At 55.9% G+C, this 26,226-nt stretch carries 24 protein-coding genes, 1 pseudogene and 1 riboswitch; of the genes and pseudogenes, 17 read left to right on the top strand and 8 right to left on the bottom strand.

Translation table 11 applies throughout. The annotated features are described in order from the left end of the window. Positions 1–112: 112 nt before the first annotated feature. Together panS and lysC are read right to left on the bottom strand one after the other, a co-directional pair. Positions 113–1,039 carry a ketopantoate/pantoate/pantothenate transporter PanS gene (gene panS, locus MY052_RS22570; RefSeq protein ID WP_123652228.1) on the bottom strand — a complete coding sequence of 309 codons (927 nt, stop codon included), beginning with the start codon at positions 1,037–1,039 and terminating at the stop codon, positions 113–115. Between the two features lie 93 nt (positions 1,040–1,132). Then, on the bottom strand, positions 1,133–2,482 hold the full coding sequence (gene lysC, locus MY052_RS22565; RefSeq protein ID WP_035895204.1) for a lysine-sensitive aspartokinase 3: 1,350 nt from the start codon (positions 2,480–2,482) through the stop codon (positions 1,133–1,135). Positions 2,483–2,596: 114 nt separating this feature from the next. Then, positions 2,597–2,794, bottom strand: a riboswitch (Lysine riboswitch). 242 nt (positions 2,795–3,036) lie between these two features. Here lysC and pgi point away from each other — a divergent pair. The 5 genes from pgi (at position 3,037) to MY052_RS22540 (ending at position 8,803) form a co-directional block, all read left to right on the top strand. Further along, complete coding sequence (pgi, locus tag MY052_RS22560) at positions 3,037–4,686, top strand: glucose-6-phosphate isomerase (RefSeq protein ID WP_035895202.1); 1,650 nt, start codon at positions 3,037–3,039, stop codon at positions 4,684–4,686. A gap of 336 nt (positions 4,687–5,022) precedes the next feature. Beyond that, on the top strand, positions 5,023–5,274 hold the full coding sequence (yjbE, locus tag MY052_RS22555) for an exopolysaccharide production protein YjbE (protein ID WP_035895200.1): 252 nt from the start codon (positions 5,023–5,025) through the stop codon (positions 5,272–5,274). 60 nt (positions 5,275–5,334) lie between these two features. Further along, positions 5,335–5,973, top strand: a complete 639-nt coding sequence (locus tag MY052_RS22550) for a YjbF family lipoprotein (protein WP_035895198.1) — start codon at positions 5,335–5,337, stop codon at positions 5,971–5,973. After that, complete coding sequence (locus MY052_RS22545; RefSeq protein ID WP_248537898.1) at positions 5,970–6,707, top strand: capsule biosynthesis GfcC family protein; 738 nt, start codon at positions 5,970–5,972, stop codon at positions 6,705–6,707. Before MY052_RS22550 ends, MY052_RS22545 begins: the two co-directional genes overlap by 4 nt. Further along, positions 6,707–8,803, top strand: a complete 2,097-nt coding sequence (locus MY052_RS22540; protein WP_202216759.1) for a YjbH domain-containing protein — start codon at positions 6,707–6,709, stop codon at positions 8,801–8,803. The genes MY052_RS22545 and MY052_RS22540 overlap by 1 nt, the downstream gene beginning before the upstream one ends. A 121-nt stretch (positions 8,804–8,924) precedes the next feature. On the opposite strand, the gene MY052_RS22535 is transcribed toward MY052_RS22540, so the two are convergent. After that, on the bottom strand, positions 8,925–9,380 hold the full coding sequence (locus MY052_RS22535) for an acyltransferase (protein ID WP_248537897.1): 456 nt from the start codon (positions 9,378–9,380) through the stop codon (positions 8,925–8,927). Positions 9,381–9,621: 241 nt separating this feature from the next. Between MY052_RS22535 and psiE the strand changes: the two genes are divergently transcribed. Continuing rightward, the gene (gene psiE, locus MY052_RS22530; protein ID WP_035896861.1) at positions 9,622–10,032 is read left to right on the top strand and encodes a phosphate-starvation-inducible protein PsiE; all 411 of its coding nucleotides are present in this window, start codon (positions 9,622–9,624) and stop codon (positions 10,030–10,032) included. A 114-nt stretch (positions 10,033–10,146) separates the two neighbouring features. Here psiE and malG read toward each other — a convergent pair whose 3' ends face one another. Together malG and malF are read right to left on the bottom strand one after the other, a co-directional pair. Then, on the bottom strand, positions 10,147–11,037 hold the full coding sequence (malG, locus tag MY052_RS22525) for a maltose ABC transporter permease MalG (RefSeq protein ID WP_035896863.1): 891 nt from the start codon (positions 11,035–11,037) through the stop codon (positions 10,147–10,149). A 13-nt stretch (positions 11,038–11,050) separates the two neighbouring features. Then, positions 11,051–12,595 carry a maltose ABC transporter permease MalF gene (gene malF, locus MY052_RS22520; protein WP_035896865.1) on the bottom strand — a complete coding sequence of 515 codons (1,545 nt, stop codon included), beginning with the start codon at positions 12,593–12,595 and terminating at the stop codon, positions 11,051–11,053. A gap of 42 nt (positions 12,596–12,637) precedes the next feature. Between malF and MY052_RS24360 the strand changes: the two are divergent. Next, positions 12,638–12,712: pseudogene (locus tag MY052_RS24360) on the top strand (hypothetical protein); the annotation flags it as partial. Positions 12,713–12,727: 15 nt separating this feature from the next. On the opposite strand, the gene malE reads toward MY052_RS24360, so the two are convergent. Next, positions 12,728–13,918: a maltose/maltodextrin ABC transporter substrate-binding protein MalE gene (gene malE, locus MY052_RS22515; RefSeq protein WP_035896867.1), complete on the bottom strand. Its 1,191-nt coding sequence runs from the start codon at positions 13,916–13,918 to the stop codon at positions 12,728–12,730. A 371-nt stretch (positions 13,919–14,289) separates the two neighbouring features. Between malE and malK the strand changes: the two genes are divergently transcribed. From malK to ubiA, 5 genes are all read left to right on the top strand, one after another. Beyond that, positions 14,290–15,399: a maltose/maltodextrin ABC transporter ATP-binding protein MalK gene (malK, locus tag MY052_RS22510; RefSeq protein ID WP_248537896.1), complete on the top strand. Its 1,110-nt coding sequence runs from the start codon at positions 14,290–14,292 to the stop codon at positions 15,397–15,399. Between the two features lie 101 nt (positions 15,400–15,500). Beyond that, complete coding sequence (locus MY052_RS22505; RefSeq protein ID WP_248537895.1) at positions 15,501–16,859, top strand: maltoporin; 1,359 nt, start codon at positions 15,501–15,503, stop codon at positions 16,857–16,859. Positions 16,860–16,974: 115 nt separating this feature from the next. Then, on the top strand, positions 16,975–17,919 hold the full coding sequence (malM, locus tag MY052_RS22500; protein WP_248537894.1) for a maltose operon protein MalM: 945 nt from the start codon (positions 16,975–16,977) through the stop codon (positions 17,917–17,919). A gap of 198 nt (positions 17,920–18,117) precedes the next feature. Beyond that, complete coding sequence (ubiC, locus tag MY052_RS22495; protein ID WP_123652237.1) at positions 18,118–18,615, top strand: chorismate lyase; 498 nt, start codon at positions 18,118–18,120, stop codon at positions 18,613–18,615. 14 nt (positions 18,616–18,629) lie between these two features. Further along, on the top strand, positions 18,630–19,502 hold the full coding sequence (gene ubiA, locus MY052_RS22490) for a 4-hydroxybenzoate octaprenyltransferase (RefSeq protein WP_248537893.1): 873 nt from the start codon (positions 18,630–18,632) through the stop codon (positions 19,500–19,502). Positions 19,503–19,601: 99 nt separating this feature from the next. Here ubiA and plsB read toward each other — a convergent pair whose 3' ends face one another. After that, positions 19,602–22,031 carry a glycerol-3-phosphate 1-O-acyltransferase PlsB gene (gene plsB / locus MY052_RS22485; RefSeq protein WP_115074758.1) on the bottom strand — a complete coding sequence of 810 codons (2,430 nt, stop codon included), beginning with the start codon at positions 22,029–22,031 and terminating at the stop codon, positions 19,602–19,604. A 128-nt stretch (positions 22,032–22,159) separates the two neighbouring features. On the opposite strand from plsB, the gene MY052_RS22480 reads away from it, so the two are divergent. From MY052_RS22480 to MY052_RS22465, 4 genes are all read left to right on the top strand, one after another. Continuing rightward, positions 22,160–22,528 carry a diacylglycerol kinase gene (locus tag MY052_RS22480; RefSeq protein WP_035897343.1) on the top strand — a complete coding sequence of 123 codons (369 nt, stop codon included), beginning with the start codon at positions 22,160–22,162 and terminating at the stop codon, positions 22,526–22,528. Between the two features lie 99 nt (positions 22,529–22,627). Then, the gene (lexA, locus tag MY052_RS22475; RefSeq protein ID WP_035897335.1) at positions 22,628–23,236 is read left to right on the top strand and encodes a transcriptional repressor LexA; all 609 of its coding nucleotides are present in this window, start codon (positions 22,628–22,630) and stop codon (positions 23,234–23,236) included. A gap of 68 nt (positions 23,237–23,304) precedes the next feature. Beyond that, a complete protein-coding gene (gene dinF / locus MY052_RS22470; RefSeq protein ID WP_248537892.1) occupies positions 23,305–24,624 on the top strand; it encodes an MATE family efflux transporter DinF in 1,320 nt (439 codons plus the stop codon). Positions 24,625–24,760: 136 nt separating this feature from the next. Continuing rightward, positions 24,761–24,970 carry a CsbD family protein gene (locus MY052_RS22465; protein WP_035897337.1) on the top strand — a complete coding sequence of 70 codons (210 nt, stop codon included), beginning with the start codon at positions 24,761–24,763 and terminating at the stop codon, positions 24,968–24,970. Between the two features lie 55 nt (positions 24,971–25,025). Here the strand turns inward: MY052_RS22465 and zur are convergent, their stop codons facing one another. Continuing rightward, complete coding sequence (zur, locus tag MY052_RS22460; RefSeq protein ID WP_035897338.1) at positions 25,026–25,541, bottom strand: zinc uptake transcriptional repressor Zur; 516 nt, start codon at positions 25,539–25,541, stop codon at positions 25,026–25,028. A 126-nt stretch (positions 25,542–25,667) separates the two neighbouring features. Between zur and MY052_RS22455 the strand changes: the two genes are divergently transcribed. Continuing rightward, positions 25,668–26,156, top strand: coding sequence for a cupin domain-containing protein (locus tag MY052_RS22455; RefSeq protein ID WP_035897345.1), 489 nt, complete (start codon positions 25,668–25,670; stop codon positions 26,154–26,156). Positions 26,157–26,226: the final 70 nt, after the last annotated feature.

Here is a 26,226-nt window from a genome sequence, read left to right as displayed (position 1 = left end):
AGTTAACCCAGTGTACGGCAAAGGGAGATATCTTTGTAGCCCGGCCAAGCAAAGCGCCGCCGGGGCGGCTTTGAGCTATCCCGGCGGCGCTTTGCTTGGCCGGGCTACGGGGTTATTTTTGCTTTTTCTGCTCGATAGGCTTCCCTGACCAGTACCCCGCCAGCAGCGACCCAGACAGGTTATGCCATACGGAGAACAGCGCGCCCGGCAGCGCGGCCAGCGGCCCGAAGTAGATTTTCCCCAGCGCCGCGGCAAGCCCGGAGTTCTGCATGCCGACCTCAATCGCCAGCGTGCGGCAGGTCGACTCATCAAAGCCAAACAGACGACCGCCCCAGTAACCACCGAGCAGGCCGATGGTATTGTGCAGAATGACGGCGATAATCACCATAAAGCCCACGGAAGCGATATGCGACGCTGAACCAGCAACCACCGCGCTGATAATCGCCAGAATACAGATCATCGAAAACGCCGGCAGATAAGGCTCCACCGCTTTCACCACGCGTGGAAACAGGTGGTGGATAACCAGGCCCATGGCAATCGGGATAACCACAATTTGCAGGATGCTGAGCAGCATGCCCATCACGTCGACCTGAATATGTGCGTCAACGTACAGGCGTGTCAGCAGCGGCGTGGCGACCACGCCAACCAGCGTGGAGACGGACGAGATAGTGACCGACAGCGCCACGTCGCCCTTTGCCAGAAAGATCATCACGTTCGAGGCTGTACCACTAGCCACGCTGCCAACCAATACCATGCCGGCGGACAGCTCCGGCGGCATATGGAAAGCCAGCGCCAGCAGCCAGGCGGCAAGCGGCATCACGAGGTAGTGCAGGAAAATCCCCGCCGCCACCGGCGCAGGGCGCGACAGTACGCGCTTAAAATCGTCCACCTTAAGATGCACGCCCATGCCGAACATAATCAGCATCAGCAGCGAGGGAACCAGCGGCCCGATAGGCGTGAAGGTGGTGGGAGTGAAGTAGGCAATAACAGAAAGCAGCAGCGCCCATAACGGGAACAGCCGGGTGATAACGGCGAGCATGTTGTATTCCTTGCAATATATTGGTGTTGTGTTTTTATAAAAAAAGCCGGGTTCGAGCCCGGCTATAGTTATTGTTTATCGCGTGGTGGAATATTATTCAAACAAATTATGATGAAGTTTCTGCACCACCTGCTCGGCTTCCGCTCCCGGCACCAGGAAGCACAGGTTATAGCTGGACGCACCGTAGCAAATCATGCGGATGTTGAACGGCTCAAGCACGCCAAACACCTCTTTGCCCACGCCGCAGGCTTTCGACAGGTTATTACCAATCAACGCCACCAGCGCCAGGTTCTCTTCTACTTCTACGCGGCACAGCGCTGACAGCTCCATCAGCAGCGACTGCGTTAGCAGGGTGTCGCCGGTAGAGGTTGAACCGGTGGTATCCAGCGTTAACGCGACGCTAACTTCAGAGGTGGTGATCAGGTCCACAGAGATACTGTGGCGAGCCAGAATGCCGAACACTTCCGCCAGGAAGCCGCGGGAGTGCAGCATGTTCAGGCTGTGCAGGGTCAGCAGAGTCTGCTTACGACGCAGTGCCAGCGCGCGGAATAAAGGTGGGTTGGCGGTTTTATTGCACACCATCGTGCCGCCGGCCTTTGGATCTTTGCTGGAGCCGACGAACACCGGAATATCGCTGCGAACGGCGGGCAACAGGGTCGCCGGGTGCAGGACTTTCGCGCCGAAGGTCGCCAGCTCGGCGGCCTCTTCAAAGGCGATTTCATCAATACGTTTTGCCGCTGGAACCACGCGCGGGTCGGTGGTGTAGATGCCCGGAACGTCAGTCCAGATATCGACACGCGTTGCATGCAGCGCTTCGCCCAGCAGCGCGGCGGTGTAGTCGCTGCCGCCACGACCAAGCGTCGTGGTGCGGCCTTTGCTTTCGCTGCCAATGAAGCCCTGGGTGATCACCAGGCCTTCGTCGAGGCGCGGAGCCAGTTGCTGGGTTGCCAGTTCGGCCAGTGCGGTAACGTCCGGCTCGGCGCGGCCAAAGCGGTCGCTGGTGCGCATCACTTTGCGCACGTCAAACCACTGCGCCTGCACGTGACGTTCACGCAGGATTTCAACAAATAGCAGGGTAGACATCAGTTCGCCGTGGCTGACCAGTTCGTCGGTCAGGGCGGTTGACGTTGCCAGGGAAGCGGCTTCCGCCAGCGTGCCGAGGTTTTCCAGCAGGCGTTCAATTTCATCGCGGATAACGGCAGGGTTTGCCAGACGTTCAAGTACGGCGTACTGAATGGCGCGGATGGCTTCCAGTTTGGCCTGGCGCTCAGCTGGCTCCAGCCCTTCGGCCAGGGCAACCAGCAGGTTGGTGACGCCCGCCGAAGCAGACAGCACAACCACGCGTACGTTGGCGTCGGAGAGCACCACATCGGCGCTACGGTTCATGGCGTCAAAATCGGCCACGCTGGTGCCACCAAATTTGGCGACGACTAATGCTGTCATAATAACCTCGTGTCAGGGGAGGTCAGGTTCAGATAAACCGGACCAAATTATTCAGCCTTGGCACAAGGGAAGAGCGAAAGACGGGTGGGCGCAGAGCGATAAACAACTACGATTTCACCCAGAAGTGCTCCACCACTTGCGAAACGCCCGACTGCGAACGTTTCTGGTGACAACCCAGGGGATTCAGCCCCTGCAGCCGATGGTGAACGCAACCTGTTGTTCACGCATCTCGGCGTTGCTCCCCCTCAGGTGTTTTCACAGGATTGGTTCCTCCCACACCCTTTACCTGGGCAACGCGCCTCTTCTGGCCTGCGCATGCGCAGGTAGTACGTTTATAAATAAAGGGTTAGCGGGTACCTTGTCAACGCTGGGGTTATGCGGATTTTTCATGCAGGCGAGCCCCACAGAAACGGGGCTTATAAAGGCTATACTTTTGTCTGTTTTCTGCGCGATTTTGTCAGCCTTAGGGGGGATAACATTAAAACCATCACAATTTTTTGTGACAGGCGCTACAATCGAGGCAGTTTGATTCTTAAATCAGAAGGGTATTGCTAATGAAAAACATCAACCCAACGCAGACCGCTGCGTGGCAGGCACTACAGAAACACTTCGATGTCATGAAGGACGTGACCATTGCGGAACTGTTCGCTAAAGATAGCGACCGTTTCAGCAAGTTTTCCGCGACCTTCGACGATCAGATGCTGGTCGATTTCTCCAAAAACCGTATTACCGAAGAGACCCTGGCAAAACTGCTCGATCTGGCCAAAGAGACCGATCTGAGCGGTGCGATTAAGTCCATGTTCTCCGGCGAGAAAATCAACCGCACCGAAGACCGTGCCGTGCTGCACGTGGCGCTGCGTAACCGTAGCAATACCCCAATTATCGTTGATGGCAAAGACGTGATGCCGGAAGTGAACGCGGTGCTGGAGAAGATGAAAGCCTTCTCTGAAGCGATCATCTCCGGTCAGTGGAAAGGCTATACCGGCAAATCCATCACTGACGTGGTGAACATCGGTATCGGTGGCTCCGACCTCGGCCCATTCATGGTGACGGAAGCGCTGCGCCCGTACAAAAATCACCTGAACATGCACTTCGTCTCTAACGTCGATGGCACCCACATCGCCGAAGCGCTGAAAAACCTGAATCCGGAAACCACGCTGTTCCTGGTGGCGTCTAAAACCTTCACCACTCAGGAAACCATGACCAACGCCCACAGCGCGCGCGACTGGTTCCTGGCAAGCGCGGGCGACCAGAAGCACGTGGCAAAACACTTCGCGGCGCTGTCTACCAACGGTAAAGCGGTGTCTGAATTTGGTATCGATACGGCCAACATGTTCGAGTTCTGGGACTGGGTTGGCGGCCGCTACTCTCTGTGGTCCGCGATTGGTCTGTCTATCATTCTGTCCGTGGGTTACGACAACTTCGTTGAGCTGCTCTCTGGCGCGCACGCGATGGACAAGCACTTCTCCACCACGCCTGCGGAGAAAAACCTGCCGGTACTGCTGGCGCTGATCGGCATCTGGTACAACAATTTTTACGGTACCGAAACTGAAGCGATTCTGCCGTACGACCAGTACATGCACCGCTTTGCCGCGTACTTCCAGCAGGGTAACATGGAGTCCAACGGTAAGTACGTTGATCGTAACGGCAACAAGGTTGAACACCAGACTGGCCCAATCATCTGGGGCGAGCCGGGCACCAACGGCCAGCACGCGTTCTATCAGCTGATTCACCAGGGTACCAAAATCGTTCCGTGCGATTTCATCGCCCCGGCCATCACCCACAACCCGCTGACTGACCATCATCCTAAGCTGCTGTCTAACTTCTTCGCCCAGACCGAAGCGCTGGCGTTTGGTAAATCTCGCGAAGTGGTTGAGCAGGAATACCGTGACCAGGGTAAAGACCCAGCAACCCTGGACTACGTGGTGCCGTTCAAAGTGTTCGAAGGCAACCGCCCAACCAACTCCATCCTGCTGCGCGAAATTACCCCGTACAGCCTGGGTGCGCTGATTGCCCTGTACGAGCACAAAATCTTCACTCAGGGCGCTATCCTGAACATCTTCACCTTCGACCAATGGGGCGTAGAGCTGGGTAAACAGCTGGCTAACCGCATCCTGCCTGAGTTGAACGATGATAAAGCCATCGACAGCCACGATAGCTCCACCAACGGTCTGATCAACCGTTATAAATCCTGGCGCGCGTAAGGTTATATATTCTCAATGCCGGCGTAATGCCGGCATTTTTTTGTCAGATAATTCCGTATATCTTCATTTTCTGAATTATATTGATATTGAGCATAATCCTAAATATCACCTATCCCAGATGTATGTTTCGGATTAACCGTATATTGTCATTCTTAAATCAATAATTAACACGCTGTTATTTATTGATATTTTATTTTCTTATCTTTCATTTTCATATTTTCCGAAAAAACCTTCCCCTATTTCCCATCACCGAATTCCGTTCATTTGGTTGTGTATACTCGATGACGCCTGAATATTCTCAGGTACATATCCATTCATCTAATGAAGGGAATACGTATGAAGAAAATCCTCTATGGCATTTTTGCCATATCGGCGTTTGCTGCGGCAAGCGCCAGCGCGGCACCTATTGAAACAGGTGAAGCGGCTGGTGCAGCAGCAACGTCAGTGTCGGCCGGGAGTTCAACCGCCACCAGCGCCAGCACCGTAGGTTCTGCGGTCGGTATGGCGCTGGCAGCGGCTGGCGGTGATGGTTCCAACACCGGGACCACCACCACGACCAGTACGACAACGACCACCCGTACTCAATAAAAACGGTACGTTAATCCTAACCACACTTCGGTGTGGTTATTTTGCCCCTGGAGAAGCGTCGTGAAGCGACTTGTTATTCCCCTTATTTGCCTGTTGCTTCAGGCGTGTTCACCCAGCACCAAGGGACTGGGTAAATCGCTTTGGCAAAGCGTATCTGGTGAGTCGGGCGTACAGCTTACCGACGACGAAATCCAGACCATGCCATACGCCAGCCAATATATGCAGCTTAACGGCGGACCGCAGATCTTCGTGGTGCTGGCGTATTCCGAAGAAGGTCAGCAGAAATGGCTGACGCAGGACCGGGCAATGCTGGTGACACAGCATGGACGCCTGGTAAAAACCAAGCTGGCGGGCGACAACCTGCTCACGGTGAATAACCTCGACAACGACCCGCTGGCCCGCCCGAACCAGATAACTGACGGCGCGCGCTGGACGCGGACCATGGGCTGGACCGAGCACCAGCAGGTGCGCTATGCCACCGCCACGTCCACCTTCCACTGGGACGGCAACGATACGCTGACCATGTCGGGCCAGGACACCGCCGTACGCGTGCTGGAAGAGGAGGTGACTACCTCTGAAGCGAGCTGGCGCAACCGCTACTGGGTCGACAGCGAAGGGCAAATTCGCCAGTCAGAACAATATCTCGGCGCAGGAACCTTCCCGGTAAAAACCATGCTTATCAAGGCGGCGAAATCATGAAAAAACTGTTAATTATCGCCGCCATGCTAAGCGCTATCTCCTTTGCCGCCCAGGCGGCAGGTACCGTCGAGGTTCATATGGCGGGCGTTGAAAAGCCGCTGACTTTAACCCACGCCGAACGATTGGCCGACCTGGTCGGGCAACCGAGGCTGGCGGGAAGCTGGTGGCCCGGCGCGGCGATCACCTCTCCGCTGGCCGCCGCTCAAGCCGAGCGTGAACATCAGGCGCTGCTGGCAGAACTGGCCGCGCTTGCGGCGGATGAGGGCGGTAGCGAGGCGGGGGCGATTAATGCCCTGCGCAACCAACTGCAGGCTATCCCGGTGACCGGGCGCTTATTGGTGCCGCTGGACCCTGACACCGTGCGGGTCCGCAGCAAAAATAACCCGCCGCTCGAAGGCCATTACACCCTGTGGCTGGGGCGTGAACCTTCCACCATCACGTTGGTTGGTCTGGTGGATAAACCGGGAAAAATCCCTTTCACGCCGGGACGCGACGCGGCCAGCTACCTCGATGATATCAGCCTGCTCAGCGGCGCGGATCGCAGCTACGCCTGGGTGATTTACCCGGACGGGCGCACGCAAAAAGCGCCGGTGGCGTACTGGAATAAGCGGCACGTTGAACCGATGCCCGGCAGCATTCTGTTTGTCGGCTTTGCCGACTCACTGTGGACGAAAAAATACGAAGCGCTGAACGCTGAAATCCTTCGCTCCCTGTCGCAGCGGAGACCTGAATAATGAAAAAAGCTTGTCTTTACAGCCTGTTGGCCCTGTCGGTTAGCGCGGCGTGCCATGCGGAAACGTTTCCCGCCCCTATCGGCCCCTCGCAGTCAGACTTTGGCGGCGTAGGCCTGCTGCAAACCCCAACGGCGCGCATGGCGCGCGACGGCGAGTTCAGCCTGAACTATCGCGATAACGATCAGTACCGCTATTACTCCGCCTCCGCCCAGCTTTTCCCGTGGCTCGAAACCACGCTGCGCTATACCGACGTGCGTACCAAACAATACAGCAGCGTGGATGCCTTCTCCGGCTCGCAAACCTACAAAGATAAAGCCTTCGACGTGAAGCTGCGCCTGTGGGAAGAGAGTTACTGGATGCCGCAGGTGGCGGTGGGCGCGCGCGACATCGGCGGTACCGGCCTGTTTGACTCGGAATATATTGTTGCCAGCAAAGCCTGGGGGCCGTTCGACTTTACTCTCGGCTTAGGCTGGGGCTATCTCGGCACCAGCGGTAACGCCACCAACCCGTTCTGCTCCTACAGCGACAAATACTGCTACCGCGATAATAGCTATCGTAAAGCGGGCTCGGTTGATGGCAGCCAGATGTTCCATGGCCCGGCGGCTTACTTTGGCGGTATTGAGTACCAGACGCCGTGGCAGCCGCTGCGCCTGAAGCTGGAGTATGAAGGTAACAACTACCAGCAGGACTTTGCTGGCAAGCTCGATCAGAAGAGCAAAATTAACGTCGGCGCTATTTATCGCGTTACCGACTGGGCCGATGTGAACCTCAGCTACGAGCGCGGTAATACGGTGATGTTCGGCTTTACCCTGCGCACCAACTTTAACGATCTGCGTCCGTCCTATAACGACAACGCGCGCCCGACCTATCGACCTCAGCCGCAGGATCCTATCCTCCAGCATTCGGTAGTGGCAAACCAACTGACCCAGCTTAAGTACAATGCGGGCTTTGCGGCGCCGAATATTCAGGTGCAGGGCGACACGCTGTACGTCACCGGCGAGCAGGTGAAGTATCGTGATTCGCGTGAAGGGATCGAACGCGCCAATCGGATCATCGCCAACGATCTTCCGGAAGGGATCCGCACGATCCGCATTACCGAGACGCGGCTGAATCTGCCGGAAGTGACCACGGAAACCGATGTGGCGAGCCTGCAACGGCATCTCGCCGGGGAGCCGCTGGGGCAGGAGACGCCGCTGGTGCAAAAACGCGTCGCGCCGATCGTGCCGGATAAAACCGAGCAAGGCTGGTATATCGACAAATCGCGCTTTGATTTCCATATCGACCCGGTGCTTAGCCAGTCTATCGGTGGGGCGGAAAGCTTCTATATGTACCAGGTGGGGGTAATGGGCTCGGCGGACTGGTGGGTGACCGATCACCTGCTGACCAGCGGCAGCCTGTTTGCCAACGTTGCAAACAACTACGATAAATTTAACTACACCAACCCACCGAAGGACTCAACCTTGCCGCGCGTTCGTACGCATATCCGTGAATATGTGCAGAACGATGTTTACGTGAATAACCTGCAGGCCAATTACTTCCAGTATCTGGGTAATGATTTCTACGGCCAGGTCTACGGCGGCTATCTGGAAACCATGTACGGCGGCGCAGGGGCGGAAGTGCTCTATCGGCCGGTGGACAGTAACTGGGCCTTCGGTCTGAACGCCAACTACGTGAAGCAGCGTGACTGGCGTAGCGCGCAGGACATGATGAAGTTTACCGACTACAGCGTGAAGACCGGGCACCTCACCGCCTACTGGACGCCGTCGTTTGCCCAGGATGTGCTGGTGAAAGCGAGCGTCGGGCAGTATCTGGCGGGAGATAAAGGCGGTACGCTGGATATCTCGAAACACTTCGATAGCGGCATTGTGGTCGGCGCATACGCCACCATTACCAACGTCTCTGCGGACGAGTATGGTGAAGGTGAGTTCACCAAAGGGGTCTATGTGAATATCCCGATGGATCTCTTCACCTCCGGCCCAACCCGCAGCCGCGCGGTTGTTGGCTGGACGCCGCTGACGCGCGACGGCGGTCAAATGCTGGGACGCAAGTTCGAGCTGTATAACATGACCGGCGATAAGAGCCAGAACTTCAGATAACGTTCATCCCGTAGCCCGGCCAAGCGAAGCGACGCCGGGGATTTTTTGGCTCTGTGCCCGTAGCCCCCTCACCCCAACCCTCTCCCCAAAGGGGAGAGGGAGCCGTTAGGTGCCACAGTCGTTATAGCCGCCGCAACAACCGTGCCGGATTCCCGGCGTACACCCCTTTTTCCTCAATGGAGCGGGTCACCACGCTGCCCGCGCCAATCACCACGCCATCGCAAATTGACACGGCCAGGATGGTCGCGCCGCTGCCAATAGAAACGTGATTGCCAATCGTAATACGCCCCCAGCTTTCGCGGTCGGCGTTGGGCTTACCCTCGCGGAACATATCGTTGGCAAACATGACCCCGTGGCCGATAAAGCAGTCGCGCCCGACGGTGACGTATTCGCAGATAAAGGTGTGCGACTGGATTTTGCTGTTGTCGCCAATCTGCGTATTGCCCTGAATCTCCACGAACGGGCCAATAAACACGTTATCGCCGAGCGTGCAGTCATAGAGGTTAGCGGGTTCGTAGATAACCACATTTTCCCCGCAGATAACGTTGCGCGTGGCAACCTGGCGAATGTTGAGCATGTGCCGTCTACTCCTGATGATAAACAGACGTTGATTGTGCCAGCAGGCCACGCTGAGAGGTAAGAAAATAAGAGGAAAGTGTGCAGTGATCCCGAGTTTAAGAGGATGCAGCGTTCTTCTCTAAGCGCTGGATATGAGTCAGCAGGCGAGTTATGGCGCTTCAGGATGGGTAAAAAAAGTAGATCTGGATCACATTTTTGCGTTATACAAAGAGCTCGGCCCAGAGAAAGAGGTGCTAGCCATGACGTCATTATCTCGTCCCCGCGTTGAGTTTATCTCCACCATTTTGCAGACCGTGCTGAACCTGGGTCTGCTCAGTCTTGGCCTGATCCTGGTGGTTTTCCTCGGTAAAGAGACGCTGCATCTGGCGGACGTGCTGTTCGCCCCTGAGAGCACCAGCAAGTACGAGCTGGTGGAAGGGCTGGTTGTCTACTTCCTCTATTTTGAGTTTATTGCCTTGATTGTGAAGTACTTCCAGTCGGGCTTTCACTTCCCGCTGCGTTACTTTGTCTATATCGGCATCACGGCGATTGTGCGGCTGATTATCGTTGACCATAAATCACCGCTGGACGTGCTGATTTACTCCGCCGCTATTTTGCTGTTGGTGATTACGCTGTGGCTGTGCAACTCGAAGCGGCTGAAGCGGGAGTAAGTAGCCCGATGGCGACCTGTGGCAAAAAAAAGGGCGCTCCAGAGGAGCGCCAAACAGTCACAAGTTAGGGTACGTTCAAGTTGAGGATAATAGCAGTGGCATTGCTGATGAAAATTAGCCCTTCACGCCCCCGGCCGTCAGGCCGTTTACCAGCCAGCGCTGTGCCAGCAGGAAGACCACGGTAATCGGAATGGCGGAAAGTACGGCCGCGGCGGCAAAGTCGCCCCACAGGTAGTTTTGCGGGTTGAGGTATTGCTGCATCCCAACGGCCAGGGTGTAGCTGTTCACATCACGCAGCAGCAGTGATGCAACCGGAACTTCGGTGATAGCGGCGATAAACGACAGGATAAACACCACCGCCAGAATCGGCACCGACAGTGGCAGCAGAACCAGACGGAATGCCTGCCACGGGGTAGCGCCATCCAGCGCCGCCGCTTCTTCCAGAGAACCATCAATCGTTTCGAAGTAGCCTTTAATCGTCCAGACGTGCAGCGCGATACCGCCGAGGTAGGCGAAGATAACGCCGCCGTGGGTGTTCAGACCGATAAACGGAACGTACTGGCCCAGACGGTCAAACAATGCGTACAGGGCAACCAGTGACAGCACCGCCGGGAACATCTGGAAAATCAGCATCCCTTTGAGCAGCGTGGCTTTGCCCGGGAAGCGCATACGGGCGAAAGCGTAGGCGCAGGTGGTGGAAAGCGCGACGATACCAATGGCGGTGATGCCGGCGATTTTCACCGAGTTCCACAGCCACAGCAGTACCGGGAACGGTGGTGGCGTCACGCGGCCATCGGCGTGTTCAACGCTGAAGCCGAGCGCCAGCTTCCAGTGTTCCCAGGAGATAGTGTCTGGGATCAGGCTGCCGGTGGCGAAGTTACCTTCGCGCAGTGAAATCGCGATAACCATCAGCAGCGGGAACATAATCGCCGCAATGAAGATCAGTAGCAGAAGGTGCGTGGTAAAGAGACGCAGTTTCTGAGATTTGGGTTGTACCATAGCCATGTTCGAGTCTCCCTTAATCAAACTTCATGCGCGTGGCTTTCAGGTTTACTATCGCAAGCGCACCGACCAGCAGGAAGATAAGCGTCGCAATCGCTGCCGCCAGACCGAAGTCCTGTCCGCCGCCGCCTTCGAAGGCGATACGGTAGGTATAGCTTACGAGCAGGTCGGTATAACCAGCTGGCGTGGTGGTGCCGAGCCTGTCCGGGCCGCCGTTGGTCAACAGTTGAATCAGCACGAAGTTGTTAAAGTTAAAGGCGAAGCTGGCGATCATCAGCGGCGTGAGTGGCTTAATCAGCAGCGGGAACGTAATCTTAAAGAAGTTCTGGAACGGGCCTGCGCCATCCATTGCCGAGGCTTCATACAGGTCGTCCGGAATCGCTTTCAGCAGGCCCATGCACAGGATCATCATGTACGGGTAGCCAAGCCAGGTGTTGACGATAACAATCATCGAACGAGCGGTGGTCGGGTCGCTGAACCAGGCCGGTTTAATACCGAACAGCGCGCTCAGCATCATGTTGATTTCACCAAAGCTCTGGTTGAACAGCCCTTTGAAAATCAGAATCGAGATAAACGACGGTACGGCGTACGGCAGAATTAACAGCACGCGGTAAATGGCTTTGCCCTTCAGCGATTCCCACTGTACGAGGCAGGCCAGCACCATGCCGACGGCGACGGTGAGGATAACGGTCAGCACCGAGAAGACCACCGTCCAGACGAAGATAGCGAAGAACGGCTTCTGGATACCTTCATCGGTAAAGACGCGGGTAAAGTTGTCCCAGCCGATGCTCACTGTGTAGCCCGGGCTCAGCTTCTCGTCGCCCCAGGAACCGTCGGCGTTGACCGTCTGGTAGAAACCGACGTCGTTGTTAGGACGGTATTTCACGCCGCTCTGGTTGTTGGTCAGCAGGCCGTCATCGGCCAGCGTGTAGAGCGGCTGAGTGCCAGAGAACTGGCGCAGTGAGCTCATGGTGACTTTGCTTTCATCCGGCAACACGGCGGTTAGCTGGTTCAGCGCCTGACGGTTCTGGGTGATCACGCGAAGCTGTGCGTGTTCGCCGCTCGGCAGCGCTTCAGTCTCTTTCAACTGCAGCTTCTGCTCGCCGCCAATCTTAAAGTTGTCGGAAAGATAATTTTTGCCGGTCTCGCCGTCGGTGAGGGCAAGCTGCCACTCATCACCCGCCGGGAATAGGCTGAAGTTGTAGCTTTTGCCCGCCTGGTAAGAGCGGTCCATCAGCACCTGTTGAGCGCGCTCAAAAGTAAGCTGGTTAGTGCTGCTGTAGTTGGTAAAAGCGATGGCGATGGTACAAATCAGTGGGAACAGGACGAACAGCCCCATCCCGGCCATGCCAGGGTAAACGTAGCGCCAGGCGTAGGTTTTACGGTTGGCGAAAATATACAGGCCCGCTGAACTTAAAATCAGCGTCATGATGGCGAACAGGTACTCCCCTTGTGCGTACATTAAAACTACAAGGTAACCCACCAGCAAGCCCAGCAGACCAACCACTGACCACTTCAGCGTGTCGCTTTGCCACCAATGTTTCTTTTTAATGACATCCATGGGGATCTTCCTCTACAGCGTTGAAACTTCCTGGCCGGAGATGTGCCTGATGGCGCTGCGCTTATCAGGCCTACGGTGTGTTGTAGGCCGGATAAGGCATTTATGCCGCCATCCGGCACAGGCTCAGCGGCATTACTTGGTGATACGACCCTGCGCGTCCTTCAGCGCGGCATCGACGGTCTGACGACCGCTAGCGGCGTTGATGACCGCGGTACGAACGGCGTACCAGAATGCAGACATCTGTGGGATGTTCGGCATGATTTCGCCTTTCTGGGCGTTATCCATGGTGGCCGCAATGCGTGGGTCTTTCGCTAACTGATCCTGGAAGGATTTCAGCGCCACGGCGCCCAGCGGTTTGTCCTTGTTCACTTCATCCAGACCCTGATCGGTCAGCAGGTAGTTTTCGAGGAATTCTTTCGCCAGCTCTTTGTTCGGGCTTGCGGCATTGATACCGGCGCTCAGTACACCAACGAACGGTTTAGACGGCTTGCCTTTGAAGGTTGGCAGCAGCGTTACGCCGTAGTTCACCTTGCTCTTGTCGATGTTGGACCACGCCCACGGGCCGTTGATGGTCATCGCCGTTTCGCCCTTGTTGAAGGCCGCTTCTGCGATGGAGTAGTCGGTATCCGCGTTCATGTGTTTGTTCTTGATAAGGTCAACCAGGAAGGTCAGACCCGCTTTCGCGCCAGCGTTGTCCACGCCCACGTCTTTCACGTCATATTTGCCGTTTTCAAACTTGAACGCGTAACCGCCGTCGGCAGCAATCAGCGGCCAGGTGAAGTACGGTTCTTGCAGGTTGAACATCAGCGCAGATTTACCCTTCGCCTTCAGCGTCTTATCCAGCGCTGGGATCTCTTCCCAGGTTTTTGGTGGATTTGGCACGAGGTCTTTGTTGTAAATCAGCGACAGCGCTTCAACCGCGATTGGGTAAGCAATCAGTTTGCCGTTGTAGCGTACGGCATCCCAGGTGAACGGGTAGAGTTTGTCCTGGAACGCTTTATCCGGAGTGATTTCAGCCAGCAGACCAGACTGCGCGTAGCCGCCAAAGCGGTCATGTGCCCAGAAGATGATGTCCGGGCCGTCGCCGGTCGCTGCAACCTGCGGGAATTTTTCTTCCAGTTTATCCGGGTGTTCTACGGTGACTTTAATCCCCGTATCTTTCTCAAATTTCTTACCTACCTCGGCCAGACCGTTATAGCCTTTGTCGCCGTTGATCCAGATAACCAGCTTTCCCTCTTCAATTTTTGCCAGAGCAGAGGCGGAAAACATCATCGTGGTCAATGCGGACAGCGCGAGGATGCGAGCGCCAGTTTTGATTTTCATATATCCCGTCCTTTCCAGATTATGTACTTATGGATACACAGAGGTGGTTTAACGTCGATGAGTTTCCTTTTTTAGCAACCCCTTTCCATCCTCCTGAGGTCTACGCCCTCGGGGCCAGTAGTGTGATCTCCGTAACATAAATCCCCGTTATGCGTCTTAGCGCACAAAAAAAAGCGCCGTTTTTTGTCGGCCCCATCACGATTTTCGTTTTGATGAGATGTCATCGGGGGCAGAGCGCGCCTTCTCATCCTCCCGTCTCCTCCCCCATAAAAAACCGGGGGGGTGGAGGATTCACCAAATTGATGTGTACGGCATAGTCAGCCCATCTTGAATGTTTCTGTCGGTGACAAGTTGTAACGAGGGAGAAGGGCATGGCGAACGTACAGCTACGCAATGTAACGAAAGCCTGGGGCGACGTGGTGGTATCAAAAGATATCAACCTCGATATCCAGGAAGGGGAGTTCGTGGTGTTTGTCGGGCCATCCGGCTGCGGCAAATCGACGTTGCTGCGTATGATCGCGGGTCTCGAAACGATTACCAGCGGCGATCTGTTCATCGGTGAAACCCGCATGAACGATATCCCGCCCGCCGAACGTGGCGTGGGCATGGTGTTCCAGTCCTACGCGCTGTATCCCCATTTGTCCGTTGCCGAGAACATGTCTTTTGGCCTGAAGCTGGCGGGTGCCAAAAAAGAGCTTATCAACCAGCGCGTTACCCAGGTCGCCGAAGTTCTGCAGTTAGCCCATCTTCTGGAACGTAAACCTAAAGCGTTGTCCGGTGGTCAGCGTCAGCGCGTGGCGATTGGCCGTACGCTGGTGGCCGAACCGCGCGTGTTCCTGCTGGATGAACCCCTGTCTAACCTGGACGCCGCGCTGCGCGTTCAGATGCGTATTGAAATCTCCCGTCTGCACAAACGTCTGGGCCGCACGATGATTTACGTCACCCACGATCAGGTCGAAGCGATGACGCTGGCCGACAAAATCGTGGTGCTGGACGCCGGTCGCGTGGCGCAGGTCGGGAAGCCTCTGGAACTGTATCACTATCCGGCAGACCGCTTCGTTGCGGGCTTTATTGGCTCGCCGAAGATGAACTTCCTGCCGGTCAAAGTCACCGCCACCGCCATCGATCAGGTGCAGGTCGAGCTGCCGAACCGTCAGCAGATCTGGCTCCCGGTCGAGAGTAACAACGTTCAGGTTGGTGCCAACATGTCGCTGGGCATTCGCCCGGAACACCTGCTGCCGAGCCACATCGCCGATGTGACGCTGGAAGGGGTGGTCAATGTTGTCGAGCAGCTTGGTCACGAAACGCAAATTCATATCCAGATCCCTGCCATCCGTCAGAACCAGGTCTATCGCCAGAACGACGTGGTGTTGGTCGAAGAGGGAGCCACATTCGCTATCGGCTTGCCGCCAGAGCGCTGCCATCTGTTCCGTGAAGATGGCACCGCATGTCGTCGGCAGCACAAAGAGCCAGGCGTTTAAAGAAGTCCCATAAAACAAAACAAGCATGAAGCTCTTACGTCGCCAGCGATAAGGCAAGAAGGGTGGAATGTTCAAGAAAAGCAATGATCTCAGGAGATAGAATGATGATTACTCTGCGCAAACTCCCCGTGGCGGTTGCCGTAGCAGCAGGCATTATGTCTGTTCAGGCAATGGCCGTAGATTTCCATGGTTACGCACGTTCCGGCATTGGCTGGACGGGCAGCGGCGGTGAACAACAGTGCTTCCAGGCAACCGGTGCCGGAAGTAAATACCGTCTCGGTAACGAATGTGAAACCTATGCCGAACTTAAATTAGGTCAGGAAGTGTGGAAAGAAGGCGATAAGAGCTTCTACTTCGACACTAACGTGGCTTACTCCGTAGCGCAGCAGAACGACTGGGAAGCAACCGACCCAGCCTTCCGCGAAGCGAACGTCCAGGGTAAAAACCTGATTGAATGGCTGCCAGGCTCCACCATCTGGGCTGGTAAGCGCTTCTACCAGCGTCATGACGTTCACATGATTGACTTCTACTACTGGGATATCTCTGGTCCTGGTGCCGGTATCGAGAACATCGACTTGGGCTTCGGTAAACTGTCTCTGGCAGCAACCCGTTCTCAGGAAGCGGGTGGTTCTTACACGTTCAGCAGCCAGAATATTTACGATACCTCTAAAGATACCGCGAACGACGTATTTGATGTCCGTTTAGCTGGCCTGCAGACCAACCCAGATGGTGTCCTGGAACTGGGTGTTGACTATGGTCGTGCTAATACAACAGACGACTATCGTTTAGCTGACGGCGCTTCGAAAGACGGCTGGATGTTCACTGCTGAACACACTCAGAGCATGCTGAAGGGCTACAACAAGTTTGTTGTTCAGTACGCCACCGATGCGATGACCACTCAAGGTAAAGGCATCCCACAAGGATCCTACGGCGCAACCTACTCCGTTACAGATGATGCGACTGACACAACGACCCATTATGTTGACAGCAACATCAACAACAACGGGAAAATGTGGCGACTGCTCGACCACGGTGCAATCTCTGTCACTGACAACATTGATCTGATGTACGTCGGTATGTTCCAGAAAACTGATATGGACAACAATCTGGGTACCGATTGGTGGACTGTAGGTATTCGTCCTATGTACAAATGGACGCCTATCATGAGCACCCTGCTGGAAGTTGGCTATGACAACGTGAAATCTCAGCAGACTGGCGATCGCAACAGCCAGTACAAAATCACCCTGGCACAACAGTGGCAGGCTGGTGACAGCATCTGGTCTCGTCCGGCAATCCGTGTCTTCGCTACCTATGCGAAGTGGGATGAAAACTGGGGTTACATCAAAGACGGCGACAAAACACTGCGTTATGCCGCGTCTAATAATTCTGGAATCTCTACAAATAGCCGTGGCGACAGCGATGAGTGGTCCTTCGGTGCTCAGATGGAAATCTGGTGGTAATTCAGCACTAACCTGAAGCAATAAACTGACGAGGGGCGAGAGCCCCTCTGTTCCGTAAGGTTTAGCGCGCTATTGCCTGGCTACCGCTAGACTGACGATTTCTGAGGTCATCATAATGAAAATGAAAAAAAGTCTCGTTGCTCTGTGCTTATCCGCTGGATTACTGGCGAGCGTTCCGGGTATCAGCCTTGCGGACGTCAACTATGTGCCGCAAAACACCAGCGCCGCGCCAACTATCCCAACCTCGGCCCTCCAGCAACTGACCTGGACACCGGTCGATCAATCTAAAGTGCAGTCCACCCAGCTTTCTACCGGTGGTCAGAGCCTGAACGTACCGGGCATCACCGGTAACGTCGCGGCCTACAGCGTACCGGCTAACATCGGTGAATTGACGCTGACGCTAGCCAGCGAAGTGAATAAACAAACTAATGTTTTTGCGCCGAACGTGCTGATCCTCGATCAGAACATGACGCCATCTGCTTACTTCCCAAGCAGCTACTTTACCTATCAGGCACCTGGCGTAATGAGCGCCGACCGTCTTGAAGGCGTCATGCGCCTGACCCCGGCCTTAGGTCAGCAAAAACTCTATGTACTGGTCTTTACCACTGAAAAAGATCTCCAGCAGACCACAACATTGCTGGACCCAGCAAAAGCCTATGCCAAGGGCACCGGCAACGCGGTTCCGGATATCCCAGACCCGGTGGCTAAACACACCACCGACGGTCTCGTGAAGCTGAAAGTCAAAACCAACAGCAGCTCTAGCGTCCTGGTCGGCCCACTGTTTGGCTCCTCCGGCCCGGCTCCGGTCACCGTGGGTAACACTGCTGCGCCAGCCTATAGTGCGCCTGCCGCTGCTCCAGTCGTTGCACCAGCTGCCGCTCCAGCCGCGAAAGCAGAGCCGATGCTGGATGACACGGAAACCTACTTCAACAACGGTATTAAACAGGCGGTGGCCAAAGGGGATATCGACAAAGCCCTGAAGCTGATGAATGAAGCCGAACGCCTGGGCTCGAAATCTGCTCGTTCCACCTTTATCGGCGCTGTAAAAGGCAAGGGGTAAGTTTTACCCCGCAGCGCCGATGTTTAGGCGAAGCCTTTCGGTGTGCCCTTATGGGCACACCTTTTTTCTACACGTCATTGCGCGACAACAAACTGTTGCACTGCTGTTGCGCTAATGATCGTATTTGACCATTCCTGCACCCCCTCCCGCTGTGTTCTGCGATACAATAGCCAGAAGTTATGTATTGGAGAGACAGGCATGTCGCACTCTGCACTGACGCAGCTTCGCGCGCTGCGCTATTTTGACGTTATCCCCCCGCTTGAATCGGCACAGCGCGACTGGCTGATGCTGGAAGATTCGATGACCAAACGGTTTGAGCAGTTCGGGAAGCCCGTTAGCGTCACGCTGCTGAACGAAGCCTTTGTCACCCGTGATGCGTTGGAAGGCGAGCAGCATTTGCTGCCGGACGAACCTCGCTATTGGCTGAGAGAAATATTATTGTGCGTGGGCGACGAACCCTGGCTTGCTGGGCGTACCGTGGTGCCGGAGTCGACGCTTTGCGGCCCGGAACTGGCGCTACAGCAGCTGGGGCAAACGCCACTCGGGCGCTATCTGTTTACGTCATCGACGTTGACCCGGGATTTTATTGAAATAGGGTGTCATGATGCGCTGTGGGGGCGACGTTCCCGCCTGCGTCTGAGCGGCAAACCGCTGCTGCTGACGGAGCTTTTTTTGCCCGCATCGCCGCTGTACTAAGAGGAAGAAGAAAAATGGAGTGGAGTCTTAGGTCGAATAAGCTGCTCGCTTACCATCGGCTCATGCGAACGGACAAACCGATTGGCGCGCTATTGCTGCTGTGGCCGACGCTGTGGGCACTGTGGGTTGCTTCCCCTGGCGTACCGCCGCTGTGGATCCTGGCGGTATTTGTCGCTGGCGTCTGGTTGATGCGTGCCGCAGGTTGTGTAGTCAATGATTACGCGGATCGTAAATTCGACGGCCACGTAAAGCGCACCGCCAACCGGCCGCTGCCAAGCGGCGCGGTGACGGAGAAAGAAGCGCGGACGCTGTTTATCGTACTTGTGCTGCTCTCCTTCGTGCTGGTGCTGACCCTCAACACCATGACCATCCTGCTATCGATTGCCGCGCTGGCGCTTGCCTGGATTTATCCGTTCATGAAGCGCTACACCCATCTGCCGCAGGTGGTGCTTGGTGCGGCGTTCGGCTGGTCTATCCCTATGGCCTTTGCCGCCGTCAGCGAAACGCTGCCGTTGAGCTGCTGGCTGATGCTGTTGGCCAATATTCTGTGGGCGGTGGCTTACGATACGCAATATGCGATGGTTGACCGCGACGACGATGTGAAAATCGGTATTAAATCGACGGCGATTCTGTTCGGTGATAATGACCGCCTGATTATCGGTATCCTGCAAGCTTGCGTGCTGGGGCTGATGGCGATTATCGGCTGGCTCAATGGCCTGCACTGGGAATTTTACTGGTCAATTCTGATTGCCGGTGCGCTGTTTGTTTACCAGCAAAAGTTGATTCGCCAGCGCGAACGCGGGCCGTGCTTCCAGGCGTTTATGAACAATAACTACGTGGGACTGGTGCTGTTTATTGGGCTGGCGATGAGCTACTGGCAGTTTTGATACGCGCATTCATTGCTGGACGGCGGCGTGCCGCCTCGTCTGGGCTACAATATCAATACATAAAAAAATCCCCGGTTTCAGCCGGGGATTTTTGTTTTTTTACTGCGCCGCCTCTTCCTGCGTCACGCTCTCAATCGTCAAGCGCACGTCCGAGGTAATCAGGCTTGCCATCATCTGGTATACCTTCATCGTCTCTTCCGGCTCGGCGTCGCCGCTGTCGCTGATATAGCCTTCATCGCGCAGGGTTAACACCAGGGAAGAGAACACCGCCTTATCGAAGAACTCCGGCGAGTTGATACCGTGCAGTACCGAGAGACGCTGAGCCAGCGTGCGGCTCTCTTTCTCCAGCGTGCTGCGGTTCATCGACGGGTTGCCGCTCAGCAGCCAGAAGGTGATCGCATAGCGCTGCAACGTCTCGCGCGCACCGGCAGCTAGCAGCTGCAGGGTGCGGGAGTGAGAGGCGTTGATACGCAGCTCACCGTCCTGCTCGCTAATCATCTCCTGACGAACCATCTCCGCAATCAGCGTATCGATAACCGCTGGCAGCTCTGTGCGATCCCAGCGCAGGAACAGCTCCGCTTTCAGCATTGGATACAGCGTATCGATAATGCTCAGCACCTGCTCGCGGGAAATCTCGCGATGCTGAGTCATAATTGACGCCAGCAGCGACGGCATGATCAACATATGCGCGATGTTATTGCGGTAGTAGGTCATCAGCACCGCCTGCTCGCGCGGCAGAATGATGATATCGCCGATGGTATCCTTCTCGACTTCGAACTTGTTCATCTGCAGCGCGTGATCGATAAGCTCGCTGGCAGAGGAGGTCGGTGCCGTTGCATCCGGCGCGTACGGCGCGTTACGCAGCAGTGCCAGATAGCAATCCAACTGCTGAGTCAGCTGCTCGCGGGTCAGCGAACGCTGACGCGAAGCCAGCAGCGCGGTACAGCACAGGTTCATGGCATTCGCCGCGCCTGCGTTGTTGATACGCACCATCAGCTCGGCCGCCATCTTGTTGACGGTCGGCGTCAGCCAGGCTGGGCGTACGGCTTCGATCGGGTCGATAGACTCGCGCCACTCCGGCACATGGTGGTTCAGGTAGGTCATCAGCGGCATGGGTTCGCCGAAGTTGACGTAGCCCTGGCCCAGATTACGCAGCTTGCTCAAGCCGCGCAGCATCTGTGGCAGGCTCTCTTTCTCTTTGGTCGCACCGCGCAGCTCTTTGGCGTAGGTCCCCACTTCCATCACGTGCTCGTAGCCGATGTAAATCGGCACCAGGGTGATCGGACGTGAACCGCCGCGCAGCATCGCCTGGATGGTCATCGACAGGGTGCCGGTTTTCGGGTCCAGCAGACGGCCGGTACGGGAACGCCCGCCTTCCACAAAGTACTCAACGGAGTAACCACGGCTGAACAGCTCGCCGAGGTATTCGCGGAACACGGTGGAGTAGAGCTTGTTGCCCTTAAAGGTACGGCGAATAAAGAAGGCGCCCAGGCGACGGAAAATCGGGCCCGCTGGCCAGAAGTTCAGGTTGATACCGGCAGCGATATGCGGCGGCACCAGCCCCTGGTGATAAAGCACGTAAGAGAGCAGCAGGTAGTCCATGTGGCTGCGGTGACACGGCACATAGACAATTTCATGCCCGTCGTGCGCCAGCTGGCGTACGCGCTCGGCGTTGTTCACGTTAATGCCCTGGTACAGACGGTTCCAGGTAAAGCTGAGGATGCGGTCGGTCAAACGAATCATCTCGTAGGAGAAGTTCGCCGCGATCTCTTCCATCAGCGCAATAGCGTTCTGCTGGGCTTTCTCGTGGGAAATTTTCTTGCTGCGCGCTTCGTCTTCTACCGCTTTGGCGATGGCTTTTGACGCCAGCAGCTTCTTGAACAGGTCATGGCGCGCCGGTAAACGTGGGCCGACCGCGGCCAGACGCTGACGAGCAAAGTGCATACGCGCGACGCGCGCCAGTTTCTGAGCGATAGTTTTATCGGTACCGTGTTCGTCAGCCATGCGGCGCAGGGAGACGGACGGCGAGAAACGCACAAAGCTGTCGCGACCGAGCCAGGAAACGGCAAAGAACTTCTGGAAGCCGTTCAGCATGCGCAGCGGTGGGTTCACTTCGCCTTTCTCACGACCCGGCGAACGACCAAACATCACCGACACTGGCACCATTTGCACATCCAGTTCTGGATTGCTGCGGTGCAGATCGAGGTAGTCGTGGAACAGTTTGATCGACTCTTCTTTCGGCGTGTAGTAGGTGAACACGCGCGGGCCGCCGTGGATAAAGACGTAGCGCGGCAGTAGCGTACCGTCGATTTCCAGGGGTTCAAGCGGATCGGGTAAATCGTGCGCCAGGCACTGAGCGCGCAGCGTCAGCAAGTCAGCCTTAGAGTTATAAGGCAGGACGTACATAATAGGGCGCGACGTATCAAGCCCCAATTCCTGGGCAGGTTGTGCCGGAATAGACTTGCTTTTTACCAGAACACTTAATGGTAAATTCAGTAATTTGTAGTAAATTCGTGGCCAGCCGGACATAAACGATGTAAAGCCTCTGGTTAATCATGCAAATGCGCGGCAAGAATATCAGAAAGTCGGTGAAATTTCTGTTCTACCGCCTCATATCACGCATTGTCATTGACGTAAAAACGAAAAAGGTTCTTGAGATGGCCAATAATACCACTGGGATTACCCGAATCATCAAAGCTGCGGGTTATTCCTGGAAAGGATTCCGCGCGGCGTGGATCAATGAAGCGGCATTCCGCCAGGAAGGGGTAGCCTCTGTTATCGCGATTATTATCGCCTGCTGGCTGGATGTCGATGCCATCACCCGTGTCCTGCTCATCGGATCGGTCCTTTTGGTGATGATAGTGGAAATTCTCAATAGTGCACTGGAAGCGGTGGTTGACCGCATCGGCTCCGAGTATCACGAGCTGTCTGGCCGGGCAAAAGACATGGGTTCGGCGGCGGTGCTGCTGTCCATTTTCGTGGCGGTAATCACCTGGGTCATCTTACTGTGGGCTCATTTTCACTAAACCTGCGAAAACTGCCTGATTTCGTGAGTTTTACGGTTCCAAAATAGCCAGTAGCTGTATATACTCACAGCATAACTGTATATACACCCAGGGGGCGGAATGAAAGCGTTAACGACCAGGCAGCAAGAGGTGTTTGATCTCATCCGGGATCACATCAGCCAGACGGGCATGCCGCCAACGCGTGCGGAAATTGCTCAACGCTTGGGGTTCCGTTCCCCAAACGCGGCTGAAGAGCACCTGAAAGCGCTGGCACGTAAAGGCGTGCTTGAGATTGTCTCAGGCGCTTCTCGCGGTATCCGCCTGCTGGTGGAAGAAGAAGAGGGCCTGCCGCTGGTGGGCCGCGTGGCGGCGGGTGAACCGCTGCTGGCGCAGCAGCACATCGAAGGTCACTATCAGGTTGACCCGTCTCTGTTTAAGCCAAGCGCGGATTTCCTGCTACGCGTCAGCGGCATGTCGATGAAAGACATCGGTATTATGGATGGCGACCTGCTTGCCGTACATAAAACCCAGGATGTACGTAACGGCCAGGTTGTCGTGGCGCGTATTGATGAAGAAGTGACGGTAAAACGCCTGAAAAAACAGGGCAACGTCGTCGAATTGCTGCCAGAAAACAGCGAATTTAAACCTATCGTGGTCGATCTGCGCCAGCAGAATTTCTCCATCGAAGGGCTGGCCGTTGGCGTTATCCGCAACGGCGAATGGCTGTAACTCTCCCCTGATTCTAATGGCTGCGATACTTCCGCTATCGCAGCCTTTTTTCGTTCTGGTCGATACTCATGCCGCTACTTACTCACGCCGATAAGGCGCTGTGGCGCCTTGCGCTACCGATGATCTTCTCCAACATCACCGTGCCGCTGCTGGGCCTGGTCGATACCGCCGTTATTGGCCACCTCGATAGCCCCGTCTATCTGGGCGGCGTCGCCATTGGTGCTACGGCAACCAGCTTCCTGTTTATGCTGCTGCTGTTCCTGCGAATGAGCACTACCGGGCTCACGGCGCAGGCGTTCGGTGCGAAAAATCCGCAGGCGCTGGCTCGCGCGCTGGTGCAGCCACTGCTTCTGGCGTTGGGCGCAGGGCTGCTTATCGTATTGTTTAAAACACCGTTGATAAATCTGGCGCTCTCTATCGTTGGCGGCAGCGGCGAGGTGCTGGAACAGGTCCGGCGCTTCCTCGCTATTCGTTGGCTTAGCGCGCCAGCCGCACTGGCGAACCTGGTGTTGCTGGGTTGGCTGCTGGGCGTACAGTACGCGCGGGCTCCGGTGGTACTGCTCATCGTCGGCAACGTGCTGAATATCGTTCTTGATCTATGGCTGGTGATGGGGCTGCACATGAACGTGCAGGGCGCGGCGCTGGCAACGGCGATTGCGGAATACGCTACGTTACTGGTCGGGCTGGGAATGGCGCGTAAGGTGCTGGTGATGCGCGGGATCTCGTGGGCGATGCTGAAAACGGCCTGGCAGGGCGATTTTCGCCGCCTGCTGGCGCTCAACCGCGACATCATGCTGCGCTCGCTGCTGCTCCAGCTCTGCTTTGGCGCGATAACCGTCTTCGGCGCGCGGCTGGGTAGCGAAGTGGTGGCGGTGAACGCGGTGCTGATGACGATGCTGACCTTCACTGCCTATGCGCTGGACGGCTTTGCCTACGCGGTAGAAGCGCATTCCGGACAGGCCTATGGCGCGCGCGACGGCAGCAAGCTGCTGGAAGTATGGCGTGCCGCATGCCGTCAGGCGGGGGTTGTGGCGCTGGCTTTTGCGCTGATTTACGCGCTCCTGGGAGAACATATTGTGGCGCTACTGACCTCGCTACCTGAACTGCGTCAGCTTGCCGACCGCTACGTGCTGTGGCAGGCGGTGCTGCCGGTTATCGGCGTATGGTGCTACCTGCTCGACGGCATGTTTATCGGCGCCACCCGCGGCGCGGAGATGCGTAACAGCATGGCGGTGGCTGCCGCCGGGTTTGCGCTTACCATGCTGGCGTTACCGCTGCTGGGCAACCATGGGCTGTGGCTGGCGCTTGCCGTATTCCTTGCGCTGCGCGGGCTGTCGCTGGCCGTTATCTGGCGTCGTCACTGGAAAAACAACAGCTGGTTTGCCTGACGAAATGGTTAAAGATTCCGAATAATGAAATGGCGCCAGAATGACTGACTACAATTAACCTCACGCTTAGCAAAAAAGATGTCTTTCCTGAAGCATCGTTTTCGCTATTCACTCACTGACGATCGAGGATTCAATGATGAATAAAGATGAAGTCGGCGGTAACTGGAAACAGGTTAAAGGTAAAGTGAAAGAGCAATGGGGCAAACTGACCGATGATGATATGACGGTGATCGAAGGCAAACGCGATCAGCTGGTCGGTAAAATTCAGGAACGCTACGGCTACGCGAAAGATCAGGCCGAAAAAGAGGTGGATAGCTGGGATAAACGCCACAACCACCGCTGGTAGTAACGTCCTCCTGCCCGTGCGTACAAGGACGTACGCTCCCCCTGCTTAGCGCCCGCTAGCGGGATTTCTTTTTAATCTGAATGGTATGGTCGTGATGGCAGTGCTCGTGTGCGCTGCACGCTTCTACTTCTACGCAGGCCGAGCACAGGCCGTGCGCTTCAATCACGTTATGACGCAGAGCGAAGCCCATTTTGGCCGCCAGCGCGTGCATGATGTCTTCCACCCCTTCCGCACACTCTTCTTTTACCACCCCGCAGCGATCGCAGATAAACATCGCGGAGGTATGAGTTGGCTGATCGAACAGGTGACAAAGCACGTAGCTGTTCGCCGATTCCACCTTATGCACGAAGCCTTGTTCGAGCAAAAACTCCAGCGCGCGATAGACGGTTGGCGGTTTAGCCTGTGGCTCTTTGACGCGCAGAAGGTCGAGCAGGTCGTAGGCGCTAATCGCCCCTTCTTGCAGGCTCATCAGGCGCAACACTTCCAGACGTTGCGGAGTCAGGCGCACGCCGCGTTGCGCGCACAGCTTTTCAGCCTGCGCTAACAGTTCTTGCGTAGTGGTCTTATCCATTGGCGTCCTCGGGTTACGGGTGAAACAAACTCCTACTTTACCATGTTATGCCGGAAACACCGAGTTTCCACCGGTGTGCTATAGGTGTGTTATAGCAGGCGTACTTCACACTCAGGATGAAAAATGATGAAAAGACCCGATTGCATTCGCCATTGGCATGATGTTGAAGGACCGGATGACTCGACTTACCCCGATAGTAACGAGCTTTTTGCCATCGGCGCGCCGCTGGCCCGCGCGCTGGGGCTACGGCATCTCGGTATTCACCACGAACGACTGCCGCCGGGCCGTCGCACCTCTTACCCGCATGCGGAGAGTGACGAAGAGGAATTTATCTACGTGCTGGAGGGCTACCCGCAGGCGTGGATCAACGGCTATCTGTGGAAGCTCCAGCCGGGAGATAGCGTCGGTTTTCCCGCCGGAACCGGCGTGTGCCATACCTTCATCAACAACACCTCCGAAGAGGTGCGGCTGCTGGTGGTGGGCGAGGCGAATAAAAAACACAACCGCATCTATTACCCGCTGAACGCCTCGTATGCCGTGACGCGTGAGGATCGCTGGGTCGATCACCCGCCGCAGTTTTTTGGCCCTCACGACGGAAAACCTGGGCGAAATTAGCATCTTCTTCTATAAAGATTAGGGTGCTTATTAAAAATAACGATAACCGTAGAAAATTTCAGTTAGGGGA

Source organism: Kluyvera ascorbata (assembly GCF_023195735.1).
Taxonomy (GTDB): domain Bacteria; phylum Pseudomonadota; class Gammaproteobacteria; order Enterobacterales; family Enterobacteriaceae; genus Kluyvera; species Kluyvera ascorbata.
This window is presented reverse-complemented; position numbering and strand designations above follow the sequence as displayed.

Coding starts and splice junctions, on each gene's coding strand:
- malM (WP_248537894.1), top strand. CDS start 16,975: ATGAAAATGAAAAAAAGTCTCGTTGCTCTGTGCTTATCCGCTGGATTA.
- plsB (WP_115074758.1), bottom strand. CDS start 22,031: ATGTCCGGCTGGCCACGAATTTACTACAAATTACTGAATTTACCATTA.
- MY052_RS22535 (WP_248537897.1), bottom strand. CDS start 9,380: ATGCTCAACATTCGCCAGGTTGCCACGCGCAACGTTATCTGCGGGGAA.
- psiE (WP_035896861.1), top strand. CDS start 9,622: ATGACGTCATTATCTCGTCCCCGCGTTGAGTTTATCTCCACCATTTTG.
- malK (WP_248537896.1), top strand. CDS start 14,290: ATGGCGAACGTACAGCTACGCAATGTAACGAAAGCCTGGGGCGACGTG.
- MY052_RS22505 (WP_248537895.1), top strand. CDS start 15,501: ATGATGATTACTCTGCGCAAACTCCCCGTGGCGGTTGCCGTAGCAGCA.
- panS (WP_123652228.1), bottom strand. CDS start 1,039: ATGCTCGCCGTTATCACCCGGCTGTTCCCGTTATGGGCGCTGCTGCTT.
- malG (WP_035896863.1), bottom strand. CDS start 11,037: ATGGCTATGGTACAACCCAAATCTCAGAAACTGCGTCTCTTTACCACG.
- ubiC (WP_123652237.1), top strand. CDS start 18,118: ATGTCGCACTCTGCACTGACGCAGCTTCGCGCGCTGCGCTATTTTGAC.
- MY052_RS22545 (WP_248537898.1), top strand. CDS start 5,970: ATGAAAAAACTGTTAATTATCGCCGCCATGCTAAGCGCTATCTCCTTT.
- malE (WP_035896867.1), bottom strand. CDS start 13,918: ATGAAAATCAAAACTGGCGCTCGCATCCTCGCGCTGTCCGCATTGACC.
- lexA (WP_035897335.1), top strand. CDS start 22,628: ATGAAAGCGTTAACGACCAGGCAGCAAGAGGTGTTTGATCTCATCCGG.
- zur (WP_035897338.1), bottom strand. CDS start 25,541: ATGGATAAGACCACTACGCAAGAACTGTTAGCGCAGGCTGAAAAGCTG.
- MY052_RS22540 (WP_202216759.1), top strand. CDS start 6,707: ATGAAAAAAGCTTGTCTTTACAGCCTGTTGGCCCTGTCGGTTAGCGCG.
- dinF (WP_248537892.1), top strand. CDS start 23,305: ATGCCGCTACTTACTCACGCCGATAAGGCGCTGTGGCGCCTTGCGCTA.
- ubiA (WP_248537893.1), top strand. CDS start 18,630: ATGGAGTGGAGTCTTAGGTCGAATAAGCTGCTCGCTTACCATCGGCTC.
- lysC (WP_035895204.1), bottom strand. CDS start 2,482: ATGACAGCATTAGTCGTCGCCAAATTTGGTGGCACCAGCGTGGCCGAT.
- MY052_RS22455 (WP_035897345.1), top strand. CDS start 25,668: ATGAAAAGACCCGATTGCATTCGCCATTGGCATGATGTTGAAGGACCG.
- pgi (WP_035895202.1), top strand. CDS start 3,037: ATGAAAAACATCAACCCAACGCAGACCGCTGCGTGGCAGGCACTACAG.
- MY052_RS22480 (WP_035897343.1), top strand. CDS start 22,160: ATGGCCAATAATACCACTGGGATTACCCGAATCATCAAAGCTGCGGGT.
- MY052_RS22465 (WP_035897337.1), top strand. CDS start 24,761: ATGAATAAAGATGAAGTCGGCGGTAACTGGAAACAGGTTAAAGGTAAA.
- yjbE (WP_035895200.1), top strand. CDS start 5,023: ATGAAGAAAATCCTCTATGGCATTTTTGCCATATCGGCGTTTGCTGCG.
- malF (WP_035896865.1), bottom strand. CDS start 12,595: ATGGATGTCATTAAAAAGAAACATTGGTGGCAAAGCGACACGCTGAAG.